The sequence below is a fragment of the Streptomyces sp. NPDC058371 genome (assembly GCF_042723265.1).
Classification (GTDB): Bacteria; Actinomycetota; Actinomycetes; order Streptomycetales; family Streptomycetaceae; genus Streptomyces.
Genome location: NZ_JBHXJC010000028.1, coordinates 710 through 23,256, shown reverse-complemented (window position 1 = coordinate 23,256; position 22,547 = coordinate 710). Strand labels below are relative to the sequence as shown.

The following is a 22,547-nucleotide window of genomic DNA, read 5'->3' as shown; positions in this document are numbered from 1 at the left end:
CCAAACGAAAACCGGGGCGCGCCTCCCAGAAGAAGCGCACCCCGGCAACCGTACAACCCTTGTGTTACTCGGCCGTCCTACCGCCGGTCTTGCGCTCCACGGCGGCCTTCACCAGGCCCGCGAAGAGCGGGTGCGGGCGGGTCGGGCGCGAGCGCAGTTCGGGGTGCGACTGGGTCGCCACCAGGTAGGGGTGCACCTCGCGCGGGTACTCGACGTACTCCACGAGCTTGCCGTCCGGCGACGTGCCGGAGAACTGCAGTCCGGCCTTCTTCTCCAGCTCGGCGCGGTAGGCGTTGTTCACCTCGTAGCGGTGACGGTGGCGCTCCTCGACGTACTCCTTGCTGTCGTACACCTCGCGCACGATGGAGCCCTCGGCCAGCTTGGCGGGGTACATGCCCAGCCGCATCGTGCCGCCCATGTCGCCCTCGCCGGCCACGATGTCGAGCTGCTCGGCCATGGTGGAGATGACCGGGTGGCCGGTGGCGGAGTCGAACTCGGTGGAGTTGGCGTCCGGGATGTCGGCCAGGTTGCGCGCGGCCTCGATCACGATGCACTGGAGGCCCAGACAGAGGCCGAGCAGCGGGATCTTGTTCTCGCGGGCGTACTGGATGGCGCCGACCTTGCCGGACACGCCGCGGTCGCCGAAGCCGCCGGGGATGCAGATCGCGTCGACGTCGGCGAGCTGGCTCGCGGCGCCCGCCGGGGTCTTGCAGTCGTCCGACGTGACCCACTTGATCGTCACGCGGGCCTTGTTCGCGAAGCCGCCCGCGCGCAGCGCCTCGGTGACCGAGAGGTAGGCGTCGGGCAGGTCGATGTACTTGCCGACCAGCGCCATGTTGATCTCGTGCGCGGGGTTGTGGACGCGGTCGAGCAGGTCGTCCCAGGTCGTCCAGTCCACGTCACGGAACGGCAGGTCCAGCTTGCGGACGACGTACGCGTCCAAGCCCTCGGTGTGCAGGACCTTCGGGATGTCGTAGATCGACTTGGCGTCGATGGCCGCGACCACGGCCGCTTCGTCGACGTCGCACATCAGCGAGATCTTGCGCTTGATGGCGGTGGGCACCTCGCGGTCGGCGCGCAGCACGATCGCGTCCGGCTGAATACCGATGGCTCGCAGCGCCGCAACCGAGTGCTGGGTCGGCTTCGTCTTCAGTTCCCCGGACGGGCCGATGTACGGAAGGAGCGAGATGTGGACCACGAACACGTTGTCGCGGCCGACCTCGTGACGGACCTGGCGGACCGTCTCCAGGAACGGCAGCGACTCGATGTCGCCGACCGTGCCGCCGACCTCGGTGATGACGACGTCCACGTCGTCGGTGGCCATACGGCGGATGCGGTGCTTGATCTCGTTGGTGATGTGCGGGATGACCTGCACGGTGTCGCCCAGGTACTCGCCGCGCCGCTCCTTGGCGATGACCGTCGAGTACACCTGCCCTGTAGTGACATTGGCGGAGCCGTCCAAGTCAACGTCAAGGAAGCGCTCGTAGTGTCCGATGTCCAGGTCGGTCTCGGCGCCGTCGTTGGTGACGAACACCTCACCGTGCTGGAACGGGTTCATGGTGCCGGGGTCGACGTTCAGGTACGGGTCGAGCTTCTGCATCGTGACCCGCAGACCGCGCGCCTTCAGCAGCGCACCCAGGCTGGAGGCCGTCAGGCCCTTACCGAGCGAGGAGGCGACACCCCCGGTGACGAAGATGTGCTTGGTCGTCGTGGCTGTGCTGTTTCGAAAAGCAGCGGGCGGCATGGGCAAGAGGGGGCTCCCGTGGTCGCGGTCTGGGGTGCGTACCGGCGGTCCGGCCCGGAAGGAACTACCAGGATTTTCGGAGGCGCCGTCGCTGCGGTTCGGGGGTTTCTCGCCCACCGGTCCACGGGCTACCAGGGTATCAGCGACAGGACCGGAGTGCTCCCGGCCACGCTCTGCGCACACACCGACACGGAGCCCGCACAGCCGCACGCACTGCTCACGGGTCGGTCACCTCTTGCTCACTCGTTCGGCCCAGTCGGGTTGCCGGGAGCGGCGCGCGGATCATCGAGGTGCGTCGTATCCTGCTCGGACACTCGCTGCCGAGCCCGGCCCGCAAACGGCACTACCCCCGCCCGTATCCCGGAACACGAGAGCTCGTCAGTTCGTTTCGCAACGACATTCGCAAAAGCCTTCTGACGTGTCGCAACGACGCTTTACAACGATCCCTTGACCGCAAGAGCGACCGCCCCTCGGGGGGCGACGTGGCCGTTCGACTGGAGATGCACGTGGCCGGGCGCATCGAGGACTACGCACTCATCGGAGACATGCAGACAGCTGCGCTGGTCTGCCGGGACGGCACAGTCGACTGGCTGTGCCTGCCCCGCTTCGACTCGCACGCCATCTTCGCCGGCCTGCTGGGCACCGAGGAGCACGGCTTCTGGCGGCTCGGGCCTGCCCACGCGGCGGACGCCGAACCGCCGACGGCGGCCCGGCGCACGTACCGCGGCGACTCACTGATCCTGGAATCCGAGTGGGACACCCCGCGCGGCACGGTCAGAGTGACCGATTTCATGCCCCCGCGTGACGGCGCGCCGCAGCTGATCCGGATCGTCGAGGGCGTCACCGGCCGGGTGCCGATGCGGTCGGCCCTGCGCATGCGTTTCTCGTACGGGCGGGTCGTGCCCTGGGTGCACAAGCACGAGGGGCGGACGGTGGCCGTCGCGGGTCCCGACTCCGTGTGGTTCGACACAGCCTGCGAGACCTACGGCAAGGACCTCACGACGTACGCCGACTTCACGGTGGCGCCGGGTGACCGCATCGCGTTCACCATCTCCTGGGAGCCCTCGCACCGGCAGCCGCCCGCGCTGCCGGAGCCGGAACAGTCCCTGGAGGCCACCGAGGACTTCTGGCGCGAGTGGGTCGAGCAGTGTACGTACCACGGGCCCTACCGCGAGGCCGTGGTGCGCTCCCTGATCACCCTCAAGGCGCTGACGTACGCCCCGACGGGCGGCATCGTCGCCGCGCCCACCACCTCGCTCCCCGAGGAGATCGGCGGTGTCCGCAACTGGGACTACCGCTACACCTGGCTGCGGGACGCGGCGATCACGCTCTCCTCACTGCTGCGCACCGGCTACCGCGAGGAGGCGCGGGCCTGGCGCGAGTGGCTGCTGCGCGCGGTCGCCGGCGACCCGGAGAACCTGCAGATCATGTACGGCATCGCGGGGGAACGGGAGTTGGGCGAGGCGGAGCTCGACTGGCTTCCCGGGTACGAGAATTCGGCGCCCGTGCGCGTCGGCAACGGCGCCGCGCACCAGCTCCAGCTGGATGTGTACGGCGAGGTCACCGAGGCCCTGCACCTGGCGCACATGACGGGCCTGTCCCGCAACGACTACGCGTCCCTGCTCCAGTTGAAGCTCATCCGGTATCTGGAGGGCCACTGGGACCAGCCGGACGAGGGCATCTGGGAGGTGCGCGGCCCCCGCCGCCACTTCGTGCACTCCAAGGTGATGGCCTGGGTCGCGGTCGACCGCACCATCAAGCTCATCGAGTCCGGAGACGCCGACGGACCGCTGGAGAAGTGGCGCGAGCTGCGCGACGACATCCACCGGGACGTCTGCGAGAAGGGCTACGACCAGGAGCGCAACACGTTCACGCAGTCGTACGGCTCCAAGGAGCTGGACGCCTCGCTGCTGCTCATTCCGCAGATGGGCTTCCTGCCGCCCGACGACAAGCGCGTGATCGGCACCATCGAGGCCATCCAGCGCGAGCTGTCGACGCCCGACGGGTTCATCCTGAGGTACCCGACGACCGGTGAGCACGCGGGCGTGGACGGCCTGGAGGGCGACGAAGGGGCGTTCCTCGCCTGCTCGTTCTGGATGGCCGACGACCTGGCGATGATCGGGCGGGTCGACGAGGCCCGCAAGCTCTTCGAGAAGCTGCTGGGCCTGCGCAACGACCTCGGTCTGCTCGCCGAGGAGTGGGACCCCCGCCTCCAGCGGCAGGTCGGCAACTTCCCGCAGGCCTTCAGTCACGTCCCCCTCATCGACACGGCCCTCCGCCTGACGGCGAGCGGGGCGTACGGCGGCTGAGGGTGGCCGCGGCCTGCTTCGCTCCGGCACGACCCTTGCCGGGGACGTCCGGCAGACGGGAATGTGACGACAGGGCCTAAGCTGAGAGCAGTTCTGTCCCCTGCTGAGAGGGGGCGGCTGCGATGGCTACCCTTTCGAAGGCGGGCGCGGCTCTGGCCGCGCTCCGCACGGATCTGGCCGGCGACGTCTTCGCCCCGGAGGATCCGGGGTACGACGAGGCCCGGACGGTCTTCAATACGATGATCGACCGGCGCCCGGCCGTCATCGCCCAGTGCGCGAACGAGGCCGATGTCGTCCGCTCGGTGCGCTTCGGACGCGAGCTGGACCTGGCGATCGCGGTCCGGGGCGGCGGCCACAGCGTGGCGGGCATGTCCCTCAACGACGGTGGTCTGGTCGTCGATCTCCGGCGCATGCACGGGGTGACGGTGCATCCCGGGTCCTCGTCGGTGCGGATCGAGGGCGGTGCCACGATGAGTCACCTGGACCGCGCCACCCAGCCGTACCATCTCGCGACCACTGGCGGGCGGGCCTCGACCACGGGCGTGGGCGGCTTCGTACTGGGGGGCGGCACCGGCTGGCTGGACCGGCTGTTCGGCCTGGCGGTCGACAATCTGCTCGGCGTCGAGCTGGTGACCGCGGACGGCACGACGGTCCGGGCCAGCGCCGGGGAGAACCCCGAACTGTTCTGGGCGCTGCACGGCGGCGGCGGGAACTTCGGCATCGCCACCGCGCTGACGCTCAAGCTGCACAAGCTGCCCGAGTTCTCGTTCGCCATGGTGATGAGCCTGCCGGAGACCGGCCCCGACGCGGTCCGCACCTACCGCGAGATCATCGCCCACGGTCCGCCGGAGGCGAGTGGCGGGGTGATCTACCTGACCGGGCCGCCCGAGCCGTTCATCCCCGAGCACCTGGTGGGCGAGCGCCTGTGCGGCTCCCTTCTGGTGTACGCGGGCGGCGAGGAGGAGCTGCGCAAACTCGCCCAGCCGCTGCTCGCGCTGCCGCACGAGGTCGAGGTCTTCACCGCCGTCCCCTACGCGGACTTCCAGACCATGTTCGACGACCCCTGGGGCATGCGGAACTACTGGTCGGCGGAGTATCTGACCGGTCTGCCGGACGAGGTGGTGGACGTCTTCTGCGCCCTCGGCGACGCGCTGCCGGTCCCCACGGGGACGCAGCACGTGCTGTTCCCGCAGGGCGGCGCGATCGCCTCGGGTCCCGGCGAGTTCCCGGTGCCGTACCGGGACGCGCCCTGGGCCGTGCACCCCTTCGGCATCTGGGAGGACCCGGCGGACGACGAACGCTGTATCCAGTGGGTCAAGGACGTCCGCGCCGGCGTCCGCCCGTGGAGCACCGGCGCGGTCTACCTCAACTTCATCGGGAACGAGGGCGCGGACCGGGTCGTGGCCGGTCTCGGCGCCGAGAACACCCGCCGGCTGGCCGCGGTGAAGGCCCGGTACGACCCGGACAACGTCTTCCGGTTCAACCACAACATCGCGCCCGCGTAGTGTCCGGGTTCAGCACCGGCCGACCGTCCGGCGCGGCCGTGACGCACGGCACAACCGGCAGCGGGTCGCGCAAGTGCGGCGCGGGGGCGACGGATTGCCGCGCGCGGGAGACCCGTGATCGTTCCCGTGACGGGTCGGAGATGCCCCCGGAACGTGTGCGCCGGTAGCGTCCGTCGCATGGAGAGCCGTTACGACACCCAAGGGGCCGGGATCACCGTGCAGCGGGCGCTGGAGCTGCCCGGGCTGCGCAGCGGGCTGCCGGAGATCCTCGCGGGCGCCGACCGGCTGCAGCGCACGGTGCGCTGGGTGCACGCGGGCGAGGTCCCGAACATCGCCTCGCTCCTCAAGGGCGGCGAACTGCTGCTGACCACGGGATACGGCCTCGGCACCCGCCCCGCCGAGCAGCGCGCGTTCGTGCGCACGCTGGCCGAGCGCGGCATCGCGGCGCTGGTCGTGGAGCTCGGCCCGCGCTTCAGCCGGCTGCCCGCCGCCCTGGTGGAGACGGCCCGCGCCGCCGGTCTTCCGCTGGTCCAGCTGCACCGCGAGGTGCCGTTCGTGGCGGTCACGGAGGAAGTGCACACGGAGATCGTCAACGGCCACTACGCCCTGCTCCAGCAGGCCGAGGAGGTGCACCGGCGATGTACGGAGGCGCTGCTCGGCGGTGGCGGAGTGCCGCAGGTACTGGGCATCCTGGCGGACTTCGGCGGCAATCCCGTCTTCCTAGAGACGGCGGACGGACAGCTGCTGTACGCCGCCGGGGCCGGCCCCGCGGGCGCGGATCCGCTCCAGGTGTGGGAGGGGCTGCGCGGTCAGCACCAGGACGAGCCGCCCGCCGGGACGACGATCGTGGACGTGCCCGGCGGCGGCCCCGGCACCGGCTCGGTCCGCGCCCGGCTGATCCTCACACCGGTGAGCACTCCGGTGGCCCCGGTGCACCGGATCGCGGCGGAGCGGGCGGCGGGCATCCTGGCCGTGGTCCTGATGCAGGCCCGTCAGGAGGAGGAGCTCGCGGCGCGTGGTCGCGGCGACTTCCTCACGGACCTCGCCGAGGGGCGGATCCGGGCCGAGGACGCGCCCGCGCAGGCCCGCGTGCTGGGCTTCAAGCCGGGTGCCGGCCCGCTGCTGCCGGTCGTGATGCGGCTCGCGGACGGCCTCTCCCCGGGCGGCGGCTGGGCCGTCCTGGCCCGCGCGGTCGCCGAGGAGCTGGCCTCGGTCGGGGTGCCCGTGCTGCTGGGTGTACGTCCCGTCGAGGGCCGTGTCCCGCTGCTGCTCGGCCTGCGCTCGGAGTCCGAACGCGCGGCCGTCGCGGACCGGGTGGCGGCGGCGCTGCGGGCGGGCGTGGAGCGTGCCGGCATGCAGCGGCCGGGCGCGCAGCCCCCGGTCGTGGTGGTCGGGGTCGCGGGCGGTTGGGCGGCGGCCTCGGCGGGTCTGCGGCACGCGGCGGAGACGGCGACGGCGGCGCAGGGGCTGTCGGACCGCCCCTGGTACGACGCCCGGCGCCTCGACATCGACCTGCTGCTGTGGCGTCTGCGCGACCACCCGGACCTCGCGGCCTTCGTGGACCGTGCGATCGGCCCCCTGCGCGACCACGACAACCGCTCCAAGCCGCCTCTCCTGCCCACGCTGCAGACGTACTTGGCGCACGCCGGCCGCAAGGCGGAGACCGCCCGCGAACTGCACCTCAACCGGCAGACGCTCTACAACCGCCTTGCCCGCATCGGTGAGTTGCTGGGCACGGACCTGGACGACCCGCAGACGGTACTGGCGTTGAGCCTGGCGCTGCGGGCGCGCCGGCACGTGCCCTAGGGAGCCGGCCGGGGAAGCCGCCTACGAGAGCGGCCGGGGCTGGGTCAATTCGTCGTAGACGCAGAGGACTTGGGCGACGGTGTCGTCCTCGGTCGGCCAGGTCGCCGCCTGCCGGGCGCCCTTCTCCTTGAGCAGTTCCCGGCGTGCGGGGTCGTCGAGGAGGCGTACGACGGCCTCGGCGAGCGCCTCCGCGTCTCCGTACGGGACGAGCTCGGCGGCGTCGCCGACCAGCTCGGGGATGCCGCCGACCCGGGTCGCGACGAGCGGCACGCCCGCGTGGAGGGCCTCCTGGGCGAGGACGGAGCGCGATTCCCAGCTGCTGGGCAGCAGCGCGACGTCGGCGGCCGCGAGCAGCTGGCTGATGTCGTCGCGCCGGCCGACCAGCCGCACCGGCAACCCTTCGTCCTCGATGCGTTGCTGCAGGAACGGCCGCAGGGGCCCCTCTCCGGCGATCACGAGCAGCGGGGCCGGGCTGAGCCGGCGCCACACGCGGGTGGCGTCCAGCAGCGTGTCGTAGCCGCGGTGCCGGTCGAGGGAGCCGACGGCCATGAGCAACGGGCGGCCCGTGGCGCCGAGTTCGGCCCGGGCCTTGTGGCCCAGGCGGTCGGGGTCGTCCTGCTCGACGGGCTTGCGCGGGGCGGGCAGGGCGACGGCGGCGAGCCGGGCGTCCCGCGCTCCCCTGTTACGGGCCCGGTCGACCAGGTCGGACGACGTCCCGAGAACGACGGCGGCGGCCCTGGCGACCCGCCGCTCCAGCAGCCGCAGCAGATGGGCCCTGGTCCCTTCCGCGTGCGAGCGGGTGTGCCAGGTGACGACCAGCGGGGTGCGGCGGCCGCTGAGCGCGAGCGCGGCCCGCAGAGCGGCGTGCAGTCCGTGCGCGTGGACGAGGTCCGCGTCCGCGCAGACGGTGCGCAGGGTGGCGACGGAGGCGGGGTCGCTGCTGCGGGGCACGGGGACGTGCTGGGCGCCGACGCCGGTGAAGTCGTAGACGCGATTGGCCTCGGAGGGGGCGCACACGGTGACGCGGACGCCTCTCGCGACGAGACCCGACGCCAGGGACCGCACATGGGCACTGCTGCCCGCGCTGCCACCACCGAGCACCTGCACGGTGCACAGCGGCGACTGCCCGTGCGGTGAGTGGCTGCTCACGAGGCTCACGTGGCCGGGGCTCCTGGTTCGGCGTCGGACGGTCACGAAGAAACGTACAGAAGGATCGTGCAGAGGGGGGTGTACCGCACGTCGTACTTCGCGTACTACGCCAAGGATGCCAGGACACCCCGCCGTTCGGGCACCACCGAGGGGGCGCGACCACGCCGGTGCAGGAAAACCGTGGGCCGCGGTCACTCACATGAGTGAGGAACGGCGGGCCTTCGGACAGACGTGGGGGCGCGTTCGGACCGGCGCGGGGGCGGGCCTGGAGGCGTTCGGACCGGCGCAGGGGCGGGCCTGGGGCGTGAGAAGGGGACACGCTCCGTGGAGCGCGCGCCCCGGCGCTCATCGAGGAGTGCGCCCCGGAGCGCACCCCGCCGCACGCGCCGGCCTGCGCGCCGGCTCGCTCGCCTTCTCCCCGTACGCCGCCGCGGCCACGAGCACCACGGCGTGGGCGACCAGTCCCGCCCGCCCGTTGCCGGCGACTACGGCGGCGCCCAGTGCGGCGCCGAGCGCGTGGGCTCCGGTGTCGCCGATCATCGCGCGCTCCCCCAGGTCGTCGGGGAGGACGGCGGCAGCGGCTCCCATGACCCCGGCGGACAGCTCTCCGGCCGTGCCGTTGCGCAGCAGCCCGGGCGCCCCCAGGGCGAGTACCGCGCCGGCGGCCCTCCCGGGGCGCACGTCCACGAGATTGACGAGGTGCGCGGTCCCGGCGATCACCACTCCCGCCAGTGCCTTGTCCAGGGCCCGTTCCTTGAGCAGTGCCCCCGCCACCAGACCCGCGGCCGAGATGCCGAACAACTTGACCGCGCCGCTGGTCACTTCGCCCTGGCGCAGGGCGCCGAGATGCGCCCGGAACCCCCGCCGGGGGTCACCGGCTCCGGCAACGTCGTCGTACGCGCCACACGCGCCGGCGGCCAGGACTGCGAACCCGGCGGCACGGTGGGCCCGTCCGGCCGCGAGCGCCGCGCCCAGGGCGGTGGCGGGCCCCGCGTACAGCTCGACGGTCCGCCCGGCGTAGTTCTCGCGCTCCCAACGCCCGCGCCCGCCGGGCGCCTTGGCGCGCAGTGCGGCGATCCCCGCGCGCGTGGCGCCCGCGGCAAGCCCGAACGCGACAGCCGTACGCGCGCGTGCGGCGGCTGCCGAAGTCCTGCGTGTACTGATCATGGACGCCACCCTACGGACCCCCGGAACGCCCCCGTCGGGGGCCAGAGACCGGGTATGGACCGGGTCACGACGTGGCACGCCGGGGCGCGCGCCCTCCGGCGCGCCACGGGGGCAGGGCGCCCCGGGCGGCTAGCCGTCCGCCCGCGCCGTGGCCAGCAGTTCCTCCGCGTGGGCCCGTGCCGTCTCCGAGTCCTCCTGGCCCGCGAGCATCCGGGAGAGCTCACGGATGCGGTCCTCGCCCTCCAGGACCTTCACGCCGGACCGGGTGACCGACCCGTCGTTCGTCTTCTCGACGAGCAACTGCCGGTCTGCGAAGGCGGCCACCTGCGGCAGGTGCGTGACGACGACGACCTGCGCGGTCTTGGCGAGACGGGCGAGCCGGCGCCCGATCTCGACCGCGGCCTTGCCGCCGACGCCCGCGTCGACCTCGTCGAAGAGGTACGTCGGGACGGGGTCGGTGCCGGCGAAGACGACCTCGACGGCGAGCATCACGCGGGACAGCTCACCGCCCGAGGCGCCCTTGGCGATGGGCCGCGGCGGCGCACCGGGGTGCGGGGCCAGCAGCAGCTCGACCTCGTCGGCGCCCGCGGGGCCGTACGCGACCGTGCGGCCGCCGACCTCCACCCCCTCCGGGTCGTCGGTCTGGCGGATCTCGAACGACACGCGCGCGTGGGGCATCGCGAGCGAGGCCAGCTCGGCGGTCACGGCGGCGGCGAAGCGTTCGGCGGCCTCCCCGCGGGCGTCCGTCAACCCCTGGGCGAGGCCGCCCAGTTCGCCCCGGAGCGCGTCCCGCTCGGCGGTCAGTTCGTCGAGCCGCTCGTCGTCGCCGTCGAGTTCGGTGAGCCGCGCGGCGGCCTGTTCGGCCCAGGTGAGGACGGCGTCGATGTTCTCGCCGTACTTCCGGGTCAGGTGGGTGAGCGCGGCCCTGCGCTCCTCGACCGCGGCCAGCCGCAGGGGATCGGCGTCGAGATCGTCGGCGTACCCCGCCAGCTCACCCGCCACATCGCCGAGCAGAATCCCGATCTCGCCGATCCGCCCGGAGAGCGCGGCGAGGGCGGAGTCATGGGAGCGGACCGCTTCGAGGGCCCGGTGCGCGCCCGCGACGAGGGTCGTGGCGTCGATGTCCTCGGGGTCCTCGGGATTGCCCGCGAGCGCGGCGTGCGCGGCCGTGGCGGCCGACGCCAGCGCCTCCGCGTGGCCCAGCCGCTCGGCCTCGGCGGCCAGCTCCACGTCCTCGCCGGCCCGCGGCTCGACGGCCGCGATCTCGTCGAGCCCGAAGCGCAGCATGTCGGCTTCCTGGGCGCGTTCCCGCGCGCGCGTGGTGATCTCGTCCAGCTCGGTCGAGATCGCGCGCAGCCGGCGGTACGCGCCCGCGTACTTGGCGAGCGGCACGGCGACGGCGTCGCCCGCGTACCGGTCGAGGGCCTGCCGCTGCCGGGACAGCTTGAGCAGCCCCTGCTGGTCGGTCTGGCCGTGCACGGCCACCAGCTCGTCCGCCAGTTCGGCGAGCACCCCCACGGGCACGGAGCGTCCGCCCAGGTGGGCCCGTGAGCGCCCCTCGGCGGAGACGGTACGGCTGATGAGCAACACCCCGTCGTCGAGCTCGGCGCCCGCCTCCTCCGCGCGCACGACCGCCGTGCCGCCGGGGGGTACGGCGATCCGCCCCTCCACGACCGCCGCCTTGGCGCCGATCCGTACGAGGGCCGCGTCCGCGCGTCCGCCCAAGAGCAGGCCGAGGCTCGTGACCACCATCGTCTTGCCCGCGCCGGTCTCACCGGTCACCGCGGTGAAGCCGGGTGACAGCTCGACTACCGCGTCGTCGATGACTCCGAGCGACCGTATCCGCATCTCCTCCAACACGGACACGACCTTACGAGGTCCACGACCCCCTGTGCGACGGGGCCCGCTCCACCGGTACGAAGGCGCAGGTGACAGAGACACGCCGAACACACATATCACCCAGGGGAGGGACCGCGTCCCGAAGGAGCACGGGGAACCGCGCGGCCGGCCACGGACAGCCCGCGGCCGCCCCGTCACGCGCAGTCCCCCACGGAGCGCCGTGCGGCACCCCGCCCGCGGACGCCCTAGTGCGGCGCCCCGCGCCACCCGGAAACGGGCAATGCGAACTTGGCCACCAGCCGGTCGGTGAACGACGCGTGGTGCAGCCGCGCGAGCCGGACCGGGACGGCGCCGCGCCGCACCTCGACCCGGGCCCCCGGCGGGAGTTCGACCGTGCGCCGGCCGTCGCACCACAGCACGCCGGGCGGAATGTGCGGCAGGACCTCCACGGCGAGCACGGAGTTCGGCGAGGTCACCAGCGGCTTGGCGAACAGGGCGTGGGCGCTGATCGGCACCATGAGCAGGGCCTCGACCTCCGGCCACACCACGGGCCCGCCCGCGGAGAACGCGTACGCCGTGGAGCCGGTCGGGGTCGCGCAGACGATGCCGTCGCAGCCGAAGCCGGTCACCGGGCGTCCGTCGATCTCCAGCACCACTTCGAGGAGTTTCTCGGCCGAGACCTTCTGCACGGCGGCCTCGTTCAGCGCCCAGTCGGTGTGCACGATGTCGCCGTTGCGGTGCACCACGACGTCGACGGTCATGCGCTCCTCGACCTCGTACGACTTCGTGACGACCCGGTCGACCACCTTGTCGAGGTCGTCGCGCTCGGCCTCGGCGAGGAAGCCGACGCGGCCGAGGTTCACGCCGAGCATCGGCACGCCGGAGGCGCGGGCGAACTCGGCGCCGCGCAGCAGCGTCCCGTCACCGCCCAGCACGATCAGCAGCTCGCACCCGTCGAGGCACTGGGGAGTGGCCTCCTTGACCAGTTGCACCGTCGACGGCAGCGGCAGGTCGGCCGCCTCCGCCTCCAGCACACGCACGCCGATCCCGGAGCGCAGCAGCCCCTCGACGACCAGCTCCGCGCTGCGGATGGCCGCCGGGCGCCCGGTGTGGGCGAGCAGGAAAACAGTACGAGCTCGGGTCTCTGTCAACGCGGCCCCTCCGCCACTGCACGGTCAACGTCGGCCGGGTCCAGTGCGGGTGCCCCGGCACGCAGCCACAGAAAGTACTCGACATTGCCCGAGGGCCCCGGCAGCGGACTGGCGGTGACACCCCGCACACCCAGCCCCAGCTCCCCGGCGCGCGCGGCCACCCCGCGCACGGTCTCGGCCCTCAGCTCCGGACTGCGGACGACACCGCCGCTGCCCAGACGTTCCTTGCCCACCTCGAACTGTGGCTTGACCATCATCACCAGATCGGCGTCCGGCGCCGCGCACCCCACGAGGGCGGGCAGCACCAGTCCGAGCGGGATGAAGGACAGATCCCCCACGACAAGATCCACGGGCTCCCCATCGATCGCCTCCAACGTCAACTCGCGTACGTTCGTACGGTCCTTGACGGTGACGCGTTCATCGCTCTGCAGCGACCAGGCGAGTTGACCGTAGCCGACGTCCACGGCGACGACATGGGCGGCACCCGCGCGCAGCAGTACGTCGGTGAAGCCTCCGGTGGACGCGCCGGCGTCCAGCGCGCGCCGCCCCTCGACCTTCAGCCCCTGCGGCACGAAGGCCTCGAACGCGCCGGCGAGTTTGTGCCCGCCGCGCGAGACGTAGTCGGGGTCGCCGTCGTCCTCGGCGACCAGGATCGCCGCGGCGGTCTCCACCTGGGTGGCGGACTTGGTCGCGAGGGTCTTGCCTACGGTGACCCTGCCCGCGGCGATCAGCTGGCCGGCGTGCTCGCGCGAGCGGGCGAGTTTCCGGCGGACCAGCTCGGCGTCGAGGCGGCGGCGTGCCACTCCTGCCACGTTCGGTTCAGCTCCTGGGTTCGTACGAAGAGGTGGGAGCCGTCGGGGACGACGGCACCGGGGGCCCTTGGCGCGCGTCGAGCGCGGTCAGCGCGTCTCGCAGCCCCCGGTGTACATCCTCGTACACCTCGACGTGTCCGTCGGTCGCCAGGTGGTCGGCGTCGGCCAGCCGGCCGAGCAGTGCGTCGGCCTCCGCGTTGCCGGTGGGGACGCGGGGCACGTTCAGCGGCGACGGGGCGGCGGGGTCGTGATCGGCCACGGGTGCCGGTTCCGGCATGTCCTGTGCGGGCTCCACTGCCGCCGCCTGCGGCGGGACCTCGGCCTCGGGAACTGAGTCGCTCATGCCCCGACGCTACCGCGAAGCGCTGGGGTACCGTCGATCACGATGGCGACGATTGAGGAGTGCCGCGCCGCACTCGACAAGCTCTCGGACAACCTGGCAGGCGCCGCAGGGGACGTACGCAGCGCTGCGTCCCTGGATCGCTCGCTGAGCTGCCGTATCACCGATCTGGACACCACCTTCGTCGGCCGGCTCAGGGACGGCCGGATCGAGGTGCTCGACACGCTGGCGGGACCGCCGCGGGAGAAGGCGCAGATCCGGCTCGTCATGAAGGGCGACGACCTCGTCTCGATGGTGAACGGCGAGCTGAACTTCGCGAAGGCCTGGGGCTCGGGCCGGGTGAAGCTGGAGGCGGGCCTCCGCGACCTGCTCCGCCTGCGGACCCTGCTCTAGCCGCTCGGCTCGCAGGGCGCTTCACCCGTCGGCGCCCTGCGCCGCCACCCCGACCGCCTGGCCGGCCCGCGTCACGCGCGCCTTCCGTGCGGCGGGCACCACCAGCGGGGTTCCCGTCTCCGGGTCGTCGATGACCTGGCAGCGCAGTCCGAAGACGTCTTCGACCAGGTCGGCGGTGACGATGTCGTTCGGGGCACCCTCGGCGATGACCGCGCCGTCCCGCAGGGCGATGAGATGGGTGGCGTACCGGGCGGCGTGGTTCAGGTCGTGCAGTACGGCGACCAGGGTGCGGCCCTGCTCCTCGTGGAGTTCGGCGCACAGGTCGAGCACGTCGATCTGGTGCTGGATGTCGAGGTAGGTGGTCGGTTCGTCGAGCAGCAGCAGCGGCGTCTGCTGGGCGAGCGCCATGGCGATCCAGACGCGCTGGCGCTGGCCTCCGGAGAGTTCGTCGACGTAACGCTCGGCGAGATCGGCGACGCCGGTCGAGGCCATCGACTCCCGCACGACCCGCTCGTCCTCGGACGACCACTGGCGCAGCAGCCCCTGGTGCGGGTACCGGCCGCGGCCCACCAGGTCGCCGACCGTGATCCCGTCCGGCGCGATGGACGACTGGGGCAGCAGCCCGAGGGTCCTGGCCACCTTCTTGGCGGGCATCGACTGGATGGCGTGGCCGTCGAGCAGCACCCGCCCCTGGGACGGCTTGAGCATCCGGGAAAGGGCGCGCAGCAGCGTGGACTTGCCGCAGGCGTTCGGTCCGACGATCACGGTGAAGGAGTTGTCGGGGATCTCCACCGACAGGTTCTCCGCGATGACGCGCTGGTCGTAGCCGAGGGTGACACGGTCGGCGGACAGGCGGTTCACAGTGCTGGTGCTCCTCTTGGTGTTCGTGTTCGAGCCGCCGGAGGCGTGGGGGGCGGCGCTGTCGGCCCGGCCGGCGCTCATATCCGGCCCGCCTTGCGCTCGGTGACCAGCAGCCAGAGCAGGTAGACGCCGCCGAGGACGCCCGTCACGACGCCGACGGGCAGCTGGTCGGCGCCGAAGACCCGCTGCGAGGCCCAGTCCGCGACGATCAGCAGGGTCGCGCCCATGCACATCGAGGGGGCCAAATTCGGTCCCGGTGAGCGGGTCAGCCGGCGGGCCAGCTGCGGCGAGGTGAGCGCCACGAAACCGACCGGGCCCGCGGCCGCGGTGGCGCCCGCGGTGAGCAGCACGGCGGCCAGCATGAGCAGCAGCCGCGTCCGCTCGACCCGCACACCGAGCGCGTACGAGACGTCGTCGCCCATCTCCATCATGCGCAGGCCTCGCGCATTGCCCAGCACGAGCGGTACGAGGACCGCGCACATCACGAGCAGCGGCCAGACCTGCGCCCAGTCCCGGCCGTTGAGCGAGCCGGTCATCCAGACGACCGCACGGGCCGCGTCGACCATGTCGGCCTTGGTGAGCAGATAGCCGTTGACCGCCGTGACGATCGCGGAGACACCGATACCGACCAGGACCAGCCGGTATCCGTGCACGCCCCGCTTCCAGGCGAGTACGTAGATGGCGAGGCCGGTCACCAGTCCGCCGATCAGTGCTCCCAGGGCGACCGCGGTGGCGCTGCCCGAGAAGAGCACGATCATGACGAGCGCGCCCGCCGTCGAGCCCTGGCCGAGGCCGAGAACGTCCGGACTGCCCAGCGGATTGCGGGAGATGGACTGGAACAGCGCCCCGCCGAGGCCGAGCGAAGCGCCCACGAGCAGGCCGACGAGTACGCGCGGCAGGCGGAGTTCGTTGACGATGAACTCCTGGCCGGCGTCGCCGTTGCCCACCAGGGTCTTGAGGACGTCGGCGGCCGGGATCGGGAAGTCCCCGGTGCCGATGAGGGCGACGCTCGCGGCCAGCATGGCCACCAGCAGCAGGACGACGACCGTGAAGGCGCGGACATCGAGCCGGACCGAGAAGCCGCCCCTCGTCCGGAGGGCCGGGTTGTGTGGGGCCTTCACAGCTGCGCCGTCCTCCGCCGTCGTACGAGATAGATGAAGACCGGGCCGCCCAGGACCGCGGTGACGATGCCGACCTGCAGTTCGGCGGGGCGGGCGACCATCCGGCCGATGACGTCGGCGCCGAGCAGCAGCACGGGCGACAGGACGGTGGCGTACGGCAGGATCCAGCGCAGGTCGGGACCGGTGAAGGAACGCACGACGTGCGGAACCATCAGCCCGACGAACACGATCGGTCCACAGGCGGCGGTCGCGGCGCCGCACAGCACGGTGGCGGCGCCCATGGCCAGGGCGCGCGTGCGGTTCAGGTTCGCGCCGAGCGCACGGGCCGTGTCGTCACCCATCGCCATGGCGTTGAGCGGCCGGGCGAGCGCCAGCGCGACGATCATGCCGACGGCCAGGAACGGCAGTACTTGCCTGATGGTCCCGCCGGTCGCGGAGGCCAGTGATCCGACCGTCCAGAAGCGCATCTTGCCGAGTGCCGCGTCGTCCATGATCATCACGGCCTGCAGGTAGCCGTAGAGCGCGGCACTGATCGCGGTGCCCGCGAGCGCGAGCCGCACCGGGGTCGCACCCCGGCTGCCGCCCAGGAACCAGACGAGCGCGCCGACGGCGGCCGCACCGAAGAAGGCGAACCACACATAGCCGCTCAGGGAGCTGACACCGAAGAACGTGATGGCGGTGACGACCGCGGCGGACGCGCCGGCGTTGATACCGAGCAGCCCGGGATCGGCGAGCGGATTACGGGTGAGCGCCTGGAGCACCGCACCGGAGAGGCCGAGCGCGGCCCCGACCAGCAGTCCGAGCGCGGTACGCGAGACCCGGCCGCCGACGACCACGTCACTGTAGGTCCCCGAGTCGTGGAACAACCCGTGCCAGACCTGGTCCATGGGGAGGGCCTTCGCGCCGATCGCGATACTCGCCAGGGCGACGAGCAGCAGCACGGCCACGGAGGCGAGCAGCCCAAGGGACCGTATCGCCCGGCGGGTTGGGGGCGCGGGGGCGGTTTCCGCGCGCTGTTCGGGAGGACTGTCGACCAACACGTGGTTAGGTTAGCCTAGCCTCGCCCGACGATACGATCCTGCCCCGCACCGGCGCCCGCCCCCGCGCTCGGCTCAGCGGGCGATGCCGGGACGGTCCGCCGAGTCGGTAGTCCCCAGCGGAAACCGGACAAAAGACAGCGGTCTCGCCAGGGAAACCGGCGAGACACCGCGGTCGCCCCAACGGAAACCGGGCCCTTCCGAAGCCAGAGCCCAGGTCGAGCCCCGGGTCAGGACTCGGGGCGAGCCCGGGTCAGGACTCGGGGCGAGCCCAGGCCGGAGCCCGATCCCAGGGAGCCCAGCTCAGACCCTGAAGTCAGAGCCCAGGTCGAGCCCAGGTCAGGACGCGGGGCGAGCCCAGCTCAGAGCCCCAGCCGTGCCAGCGCCTTCCCCCCGTCGAGCTCGCACTTCCCGTCCCCGGCCGCCGTCCACGCCGCCGCGCACAGCGCCCGCAGCCCGTCGATGGCCTCGCCGTCGCCCTCCAGCTCCAGTCGCTCACCGCCCGCCCTCGCCGTCCAGCCACCGCAGCAAAAGCCCTCGCCGGCCTCCTCGACCTCCGGCTGCCCGGTGAGCAGGCCGCGCAGATCGGCGTCGACATACGTCGGCCGGTGCTGCGGAGGCGCCGCCAGGAGCTGCGCGCCGTCCGTCACGCCGGTCAGGACGAGCAGCGAGTCCACGTCTCCGTTGAACGCGCCCTCGATGTCCGTGTCCAGCCGGTCGCCGACCACCAGCGGCCGCTCGGCCCCGGTCCGCAGGATCGTCTCGCGGTGCATCGGGGGCAGCGGCTTGCCGGCCACCTGCGGCTCGGCGCCCGTGGCGATGCGGACGACCTCCACCGCGGCGCCATTGCCCGGAGCGATCCCGCGCGCGCTGGGGATCGTCAGGTCCGTGTTGGACGCGAACCACGGCACCCCGCGCGCGATGGCGTAGCACGCCTCCGCGAAGCGCCCCCAGGCCAGATCGGGCCCGCCGTAACCCTGTACGACCGCCACCGGTTCGTCCTCGGCCGACTCGACCGGCTCCAGACCGCGCTCGCTCAGCGCCACCCGCAGCCCCTCCCCGCCGACGACCAGCACCCGCGCGCCCGCCGGCACCTGCTCGCTGATCAGCCGCGCCACGGCCTGCGCCGAGGTGATCACGTCCGAGGCCTCGGCCGGCACCCCCAGATCGGTGAGATGCGCGGCCACGGCGTCCGGCGTCCGCAGCGCGTTGTTCGTCACATACGCGAGATGCATACCGCCGGAGCGAGCCGTGCCGAGCGACTCCACGGCGTGGGCGATCGCGCTCCCGCCCGCGTACACCACCCCGTCGAGGTCGAGCAGCGCCGTGTCGTACGCCTCATTCAGGGACTGCCCGCTGCCGGCGGGCCGTGTCCTGACGGTCTGGCTCATTGCGCATCGCTCCTCGTTCGATCCCTTTCCCCCGATCATCGCGCATGCCACGGACACACTTACGATGCCTCAATGAAGATTGCAGGTCCCGCGGAGGGAACACGGGCGCGCAGCGGCCTCGAACTGGCCCCGTTCCGGGGCCTGCGCTACGACCCCGACCGGGTCGGCAGCCTGGCCGCCGTGACGTCGCCGCCCTACGACGTCGTCGTACGGCCCGACGGTCTGCTCCACCTCGAATCCGCCGACCCGCACAACATCGTCCGGCTGATCCTCCCCCAGGACACCACGCCCGCCGCCCGCAACCAGCAGGCTGCGGACACCCTGCACGACTGGCTGTCCGAGGGCGTCCTGACCACCGACCCCGAGCCGGGTCTGTACGTCTATGAGCAGCGCGACGGCGGCATGCTGCAACGTGGCGTCATCGGCGCCCTGCGCCTGTCGGAGCCCTCGGACGGTGTGGTCCTCCCCCACGAGGACGTCATGCCGCACGTCATCGCGGAGCGCGCGGCCCTGATGCGTGCCACCTCGGCCAACCTCGAACCCCTGCTGCTGACCTACCGCAGCACCGGCGAGGTGGCCGGCACGGCGGCCGTCGTCGAGCACACCGTCCAGAGCGAGCCCCTGCTCGCCACGACCACCGAGGACGGCTTCAGCCACCGGCTGTGGGCCATCACGGATCCGGCCGATCTGGCCGCGGTCCAGGCGGACCTCAGCCGCCACCAGGCCCTCATCGCGGACGGCCACCACCGCTGGGCGACGTATCTGCGCCTGCGCGCCGAGCACCCCTCACCGAGCCCCTGGGACTACGGCCTGGTGCTCCTGGTCGACACCGCCCGCTACCCGCTCCGCGTCCGCGCGATCCACCGCCTCCTGCACCAGCTGCCGGTCGCCGACGCCGTGGCCGCCCTCACGGGCCTCTTCCGGGTACGTCACCTGGCCGTTCCGCTCACCGAGGCCCTGGAGTCGCTCGCCGACGCGGCGGCGGAGACCAACGCCTTCCTCCTGGCCGGCGACGGCACCTTCCACCTCGTCGACCGCCCGTCCCCGGACCTCCTCGCCCGTACGATCCCCACCGATCACCCGGAGGCCTGGCGCACCCTCGACGCGACGGTCCTGCACGCCACGCTCCTCGACCACGTCTGGGGCATCCCGGAGGACTCGCCGGCGCACATCGCGTACATCCACGACACCGCCGCGACGGTCGAGAAGGCGGAACGCGACGGCGGTACGGCGGTCCTCATGCACCCGGTCCGCGAGGAGGTCGTACGCGACCTGGCCCGCCAGGGCGTGACGATGCCCCGCAAGTCGACGTCGTTCGGCCCGAAACCGGCGTCGGGGCTCGTCCTGCGGGCGCTCTCCCACTGAACCGCCGACGGGCCGAGCGCGTCTTCTGAAACGCCGACGGGCGGGACCCCTTCCGGAGTCCCGCCCGTCGTTCCTGCTCCCGCTCTTTACGTCCGCAGGCGCGGCCGCGCGACGTCAGCGCCGAGAAGCGTCCTCGGGGCCGCCTTCGTCGTCCACGTCGTGATCGTCGCCTTCGCCGTCCGCGATGGGGGGCTGCTCGACCCGCGGGGCTTCGTCCTGGACGTCGTCCTCGAGGTCGGCGTCGGATTCGGCGTCGTCTTCGAGGTCAGCGTCGGTTTCGGCGTCGTCTTCGAAGTCGGCGTCGGTTTCGGCGTCGTCTTCGAGGACGGCTTCGGTCTCGGCCTCGGCGTCGTCTTCGAGGTCAGCGTCGGCCTCGGCCTCGACCTCGACCTCGACGTGGTCTTCGACGTCGCCCTCGTCCTCGTCCTCGACCTCGACCTCGGTGTCCGTGCCGGTCTCGGCAGACACTTCGGTCTCGGTCACGGTCACGGTCCCCGTCTCGTCCTCGGCCAGTGCGTCGACGAACGCGACGCCGTCCAGTTCGGCGAGGCGGTCTGAGGCGTCCGTGCTGCCGTCCTTGTCCGACTCGATGGCCTTCGCGAACCACTCGCGCGCCTCGCCCTCACGGCCGGCGGCCAACAGGGCATCGGCGTACGCGTACCGCAGTCGCGCCGTCCAGGGCTGTACGGAGCTGGAGGCCAGCTCCGGGCTCTGCAGGGTCACGATGGCCGCGTCGAGCTGGTCCATGTCCCGCCGAGCGCCCGCGGCCACGAGCCGCATCTCGACCTGGCCGGCCTTGTCCAGCTTGTGCACCTCAGGGGCACCGGCCATGTCCAGCGCCTTCTCCGGCCGACCCATACCCCGCTCGCAGTCCGCCATGACGGGCCACAGGTCGACGTTCCCGGTCATCCGCCGCGCGGCCCGGAACTCGGCGAGCGCTTCGCTGTACTTCTGGCTCGCGTACGCGGCGAAGCCCGCCGCCTCTCGTACGGCGGCGACGCGGGACGCCAGACGCAGGGCCACCCTGGAGTACCCGTACGCGCCCTCCGGGTCCTCGTCGATGAGCCGGGCCACCATCACCAGGTTCCTGGCAACGTCCTCGGCAAGTCCCTTGGGCAGGCTCAGCAGCTCCTGCCGTACGTCCTTGTCGATCTCCTCGCCCGTGACGTCATCGGGGATCGGCAGCCGCTTGATCGGCTCCCGGTCCCGCTCCCGCTCGTCACGGAAGCGCCCGCCACCGCGCCGGTCGTCGTCCCGACGGTCGTCACGGCCGTGGAAGCCACCGGGACGGCCGCCCCGGTCGTCACGCCCGCGGTCATCGCGCCGGAAGCCGCCACGGTCGCCGCCACCGCGGTTGTCGTCACGCCGGTCATCGCGACGGAAGGCGGGACGGTCATCATCACGGCGGGGGCCGCTCGGACGGTCATCACGACGGTCGTTGCCGCGGAAACCGCCGGCACTACGGCTGTCATCACGCCGGAACCCGCCACCACGGTTGTCATCACGCCGGTCATCGCGCCGGAAGGCGGGACGATCGTCATCACGACGGGGGCCCGACGGGCGGTCGTCACGGCGGAAGGCCGGACGGTCACCATCACGACGCGGGCCGCCCGTGGGCCGATCGTCACGGCGGAAAGCCGGACGGTCACCATCACGACGCGGGCCACGGTCGTCACCGCGACGGTCATCCCGGCGATCGTCACGGCGGAAGCCGCCACGGTCACCGCCGCCACGGTTGTCATCACGCCGGTCGTCACGCCGGAAGGCGGGACGGTCATCATCACGGCGGGGGCCGCTCGGACGGTCATCACGACGGTCGTTGCTGCGGAAACCGCCGGCACTACGGCTGTCATCACGCCGGAAGCCGCCACGGTCGCCGCCACCACGGTTGTCATCGCGACGGAAACCACCGCGGTCGCCGCCACCGCGGTTGTCGTCACGCCGGTCATCGCGACGGAAGGCGGGACGGTCGTCATCACGGCGGGGGCCGCTGGGACGGTCGTCACGACGGTCGTTGCCGCGGAAACCGCCGGCACTACGGCTGTCATCACGCCGGAAACCACCGCGGTCACCGCCACCACGGTTGTCATCACGCCGGTCGTCACGACGGAAGGGCGGACGGTCATCGTCACGACGGGGACCACTGGGACGGTCATCACGACGGAAGGCCGGACGGTCGCCGTCCCTGCGGAAGCCACCACCGCGGTCGTCACGCCGGGGACCGGTGGAACGGTCATCACGCCGGGGGCCCGACGGGCGGTCATCACGCCGGGGAGCGGAGGAGCGGTCATCACGCCGGGGAGCGGAGGAGCGGTCGTCACGACGAGGAGCGGAGGAGCGGTCGTCACGCCGGAACGGCGGACGCGCACCGCGGTCGCCTCCCTCGCGACGGTCGTCACGGCCACGGAAGCCGCCGCCGCCACGGTTGTCACCGCCGCCGCGCGAGTCGCCACCACCGCGATTGTCATCACGCCGGAAACCACCGCGGTCACCGCCACCACGGTTGTCATCACGCCGGTCGTCACGACGGAAGGGCGGACGGTCATCGTCACGACGG

The 22,547-nt window shown here is 72.4% G+C and carries 16 protein-coding genes and 2 pseudogenes; 5 read left to right on the top strand and 13 right to left on the bottom strand.

Translation table 11 applies throughout. From position 1 onward, the window contains the following. Positions 1-64: 64 nt before the first annotated feature. Positions 65-1,744 carry a CTP synthase gene (locus tag ACFWM2_RS40175; protein WP_383291296.1) on the bottom strand — a complete coding sequence of 560 codons (1,680 nt, stop codon included), beginning with the start codon at positions 1,742-1,744 and terminating at the stop codon, positions 65-67. A gap of 506 nt (positions 1,745-2,250) precedes the next feature. Here ACFWM2_RS40175 and ACFWM2_RS40170 point away from each other — a divergent pair. From ACFWM2_RS40170 to ACFWM2_RS40160, 3 genes are all read left to right on the top strand, one after another. Beyond that, entirely contained in the window at positions 2,251-4,053 is a 1,803-nt protein-coding gene (locus ACFWM2_RS40170; RefSeq protein WP_383291333.1) for a glycoside hydrolase family 15 protein, read from the top strand. A gap of 122 nt (positions 4,054-4,175) precedes the next feature. Further along, positions 4,176-5,558 carry an FAD-binding oxidoreductase gene (locus ACFWM2_RS40165; protein ID WP_383291294.1) on the top strand — a complete coding sequence of 461 codons (1,383 nt, stop codon included), beginning with the start codon at positions 4,176-4,178 and terminating at the stop codon, positions 5,556-5,558. Positions 5,559-5,735: 177 nt separating this feature from the next. Continuing rightward, positions 5,736-7,364, top strand: coding sequence for a PucR family transcriptional regulator (locus ACFWM2_RS40160; RefSeq protein WP_383291292.1), 1,629 nt, complete (start codon positions 5,736-5,738; stop codon positions 7,362-7,364). A 21-nt stretch (positions 7,365-7,385) separates the two neighbouring features. On the opposite strand, the gene ACFWM2_RS40155 is transcribed toward ACFWM2_RS40160, so the two are convergent. The 6 genes from ACFWM2_RS40155 to ACFWM2_RS40130 all read right to left on the bottom strand — a co-directional run bounded on the left by ACFWM2_RS40155 (position 7,386) and on the right by ACFWM2_RS40130 (position 13,825). Then, positions 7,386-8,522, bottom strand: coding sequence for a glycosyltransferase family 4 protein (locus ACFWM2_RS40155; protein ID WP_383291290.1), 1,137 nt, complete (start codon positions 8,520-8,522; stop codon positions 7,386-7,388). A 336-nt stretch (positions 8,523-8,858) separates the two neighbouring features. Beyond that, positions 8,859-9,680: a hypothetical protein gene (locus ACFWM2_RS40150; protein WP_383291288.1), complete on the bottom strand. Its 822-nt coding sequence runs from the start codon at positions 9,678-9,680 to the stop codon at positions 8,859-8,861. Between the two features lie 129 nt (positions 9,681-9,809). Next, a complete protein-coding gene (gene recN / locus ACFWM2_RS40145; RefSeq protein ID WP_383291331.1) occupies positions 9,810-11,528 on the bottom strand; it encodes a DNA repair protein RecN in 1,719 nt (572 codons plus the stop codon). Between the two features lie 236 nt (positions 11,529-11,764). Then, on the bottom strand, positions 11,765-12,670 hold the full coding sequence (locus tag ACFWM2_RS40140) for an NAD kinase (protein WP_383291286.1): 906 nt from the start codon (positions 12,668-12,670) through the stop codon (positions 11,765-11,767). Next, positions 12,667-13,482 (bottom strand): TlyA family RNA methyltransferase, encoded by an 816-nt coding sequence (locus ACFWM2_RS40135; RefSeq protein ID WP_383291284.1) that lies wholly within the window; start codon positions 13,480-13,482, stop codon positions 12,667-12,669. The genes ACFWM2_RS40140 and ACFWM2_RS40135 overlap by 4 nt, the downstream gene beginning before the upstream one ends. Before the next feature lie 7 nt (positions 13,483-13,489). Beyond that, positions 13,490-13,825 (bottom strand): hypothetical protein, encoded by a 336-nt coding sequence (locus ACFWM2_RS40130; RefSeq protein ID WP_383291282.1) that lies wholly within the window; start codon positions 13,823-13,825, stop codon positions 13,490-13,492. Positions 13,826-13,867: 42 nt separating this feature from the next. Here ACFWM2_RS40130 and ACFWM2_RS40125 point away from each other — a divergent pair, with 42 nt between their 5' ends. After that, positions 13,868-14,215 carry an SCP2 sterol-binding domain-containing protein gene (locus ACFWM2_RS40125; RefSeq protein ID WP_383291280.1) on the top strand — a complete coding sequence of 116 codons (348 nt, stop codon included), beginning with the start codon at positions 13,868-13,870 and terminating at the stop codon, positions 14,213-14,215. A gap of 21 nt (positions 14,216-14,236) precedes the next feature. On the opposite strand, the gene ACFWM2_RS40120 is transcribed toward ACFWM2_RS40125, so the two are convergent. From ACFWM2_RS40120 to ACFWM2_RS40105, 4 genes are all read right to left on the bottom strand, one after another. Further along, positions 14,237-15,157: an ABC transporter ATP-binding protein gene (locus ACFWM2_RS40120; protein ID WP_383291278.1), complete on the bottom strand. Its 921-nt coding sequence runs from the start codon at positions 15,155-15,157 to the stop codon at positions 14,237-14,239. Further along, positions 15,154-16,197 (bottom strand): FecCD family ABC transporter permease, encoded by a 1,044-nt coding sequence (locus tag ACFWM2_RS40115; RefSeq protein ID WP_383291276.1) that lies wholly within the window; start codon positions 16,195-16,197, stop codon positions 15,154-15,156. The genes ACFWM2_RS40120 and ACFWM2_RS40115 overlap by 4 nt, the downstream gene beginning before the upstream one ends. Further along, entirely contained in the window at positions 16,194-17,237 is a 1,044-nt protein-coding gene (locus tag ACFWM2_RS40110; RefSeq protein WP_383291274.1) for a FecCD family ABC transporter permease, read from the bottom strand. The genes ACFWM2_RS40115 and ACFWM2_RS40110 overlap by 4 nt, the downstream gene beginning before the upstream one ends. Before the next feature lie 359 nt (positions 17,238-17,596). Continuing rightward, positions 17,597-18,625 carry an HAD hydrolase-like protein gene (locus ACFWM2_RS40105; protein ID WP_383291271.1) on the bottom strand — a complete coding sequence of 343 codons (1,029 nt, stop codon included), beginning with the start codon at positions 18,623-18,625 and terminating at the stop codon, positions 17,597-17,599. A gap of 72 nt (positions 18,626-18,697) precedes the next feature. Between ACFWM2_RS40105 and ACFWM2_RS40100 the strand changes: the two genes are divergently transcribed. After that, a complete protein-coding gene (locus tag ACFWM2_RS40100; RefSeq protein ID WP_383291270.1) occupies positions 18,698-19,990 on the top strand; it encodes a DUF1015 domain-containing protein in 1,293 nt (430 codons plus the stop codon). A gap of 503 nt (positions 19,991-20,493) precedes the next feature. On the opposite strand, the pseudogene ACFWM2_RS40095 reads toward ACFWM2_RS40100, so the two are convergent. Both ACFWM2_RS40095 and ACFWM2_RS40090 read right to left on the bottom strand, forming a co-directional pair. Further along, positions 20,494-21,175: pseudogene (locus tag ACFWM2_RS40095) on the bottom strand (hypothetical protein); the annotation flags it as partial. 105 nt (positions 21,176-21,280) lie between these two features. After that, positions 21,281-22,547 (bottom strand): annotated as a pseudogene (locus tag ACFWM2_RS40090) (hypothetical protein); the annotation flags it as partial.

Coding starts and splice junctions, on each gene's coding strand:
- ACFWM2_RS40160 (WP_383291292.1), top strand. CDS start 5,736: ATGGAGAGCCGTTACGACACCCAAGGGGCCGGGATCACCGTGCAGCGG.
- ACFWM2_RS40165 (WP_383291294.1), top strand. CDS start 4,176: ATGGCTACCCTTTCGAAGGCGGGCGCGGCTCTGGCCGCGCTCCGCACG.
- recN (WP_383291331.1), bottom strand. CDS start 11,528: ATGCGGATACGGTCGCTCGGAGTCATCGACGACGCGGTAGTCGAGCTG.
- ACFWM2_RS40130 (WP_383291282.1), bottom strand. CDS start 13,825: ATGAGCGACTCAGTTCCCGAGGCCGAGGTCCCGCCGCAGGCGGCGGCA.
- ACFWM2_RS40150 (WP_383291288.1), bottom strand. CDS start 9,680: ATGATCAGTACACGCAGGACTTCGGCAGCCGCCGCACGCGCGCGTACG.
- ACFWM2_RS40175 (WP_383291296.1), bottom strand. CDS start 1,744: ATGCCGCCCGCTGCTTTTCGAAACAGCACAGCCACGACGACCAAGCAC.
- ACFWM2_RS40120 (WP_383291278.1), bottom strand. CDS start 15,157: ATGAGCGCCGGCCGGGCCGACAGCGCCGCCCCCCACGCCTCCGGCGGC.
- ACFWM2_RS40100 (WP_383291270.1), top strand. CDS start 18,698: ATGAAGATTGCAGGTCCCGCGGAGGGAACACGGGCGCGCAGCGGCCTC.
- ACFWM2_RS40105 (WP_383291271.1), bottom strand. CDS start 18,625: ATGAGCCAGACCGTCAGGACACGGCCCGCCGGCAGCGGGCAGTCCCTG.
- ACFWM2_RS40125 (WP_383291280.1), top strand. CDS start 13,868: ATGGCGACGATTGAGGAGTGCCGCGCCGCACTCGACAAGCTCTCGGAC.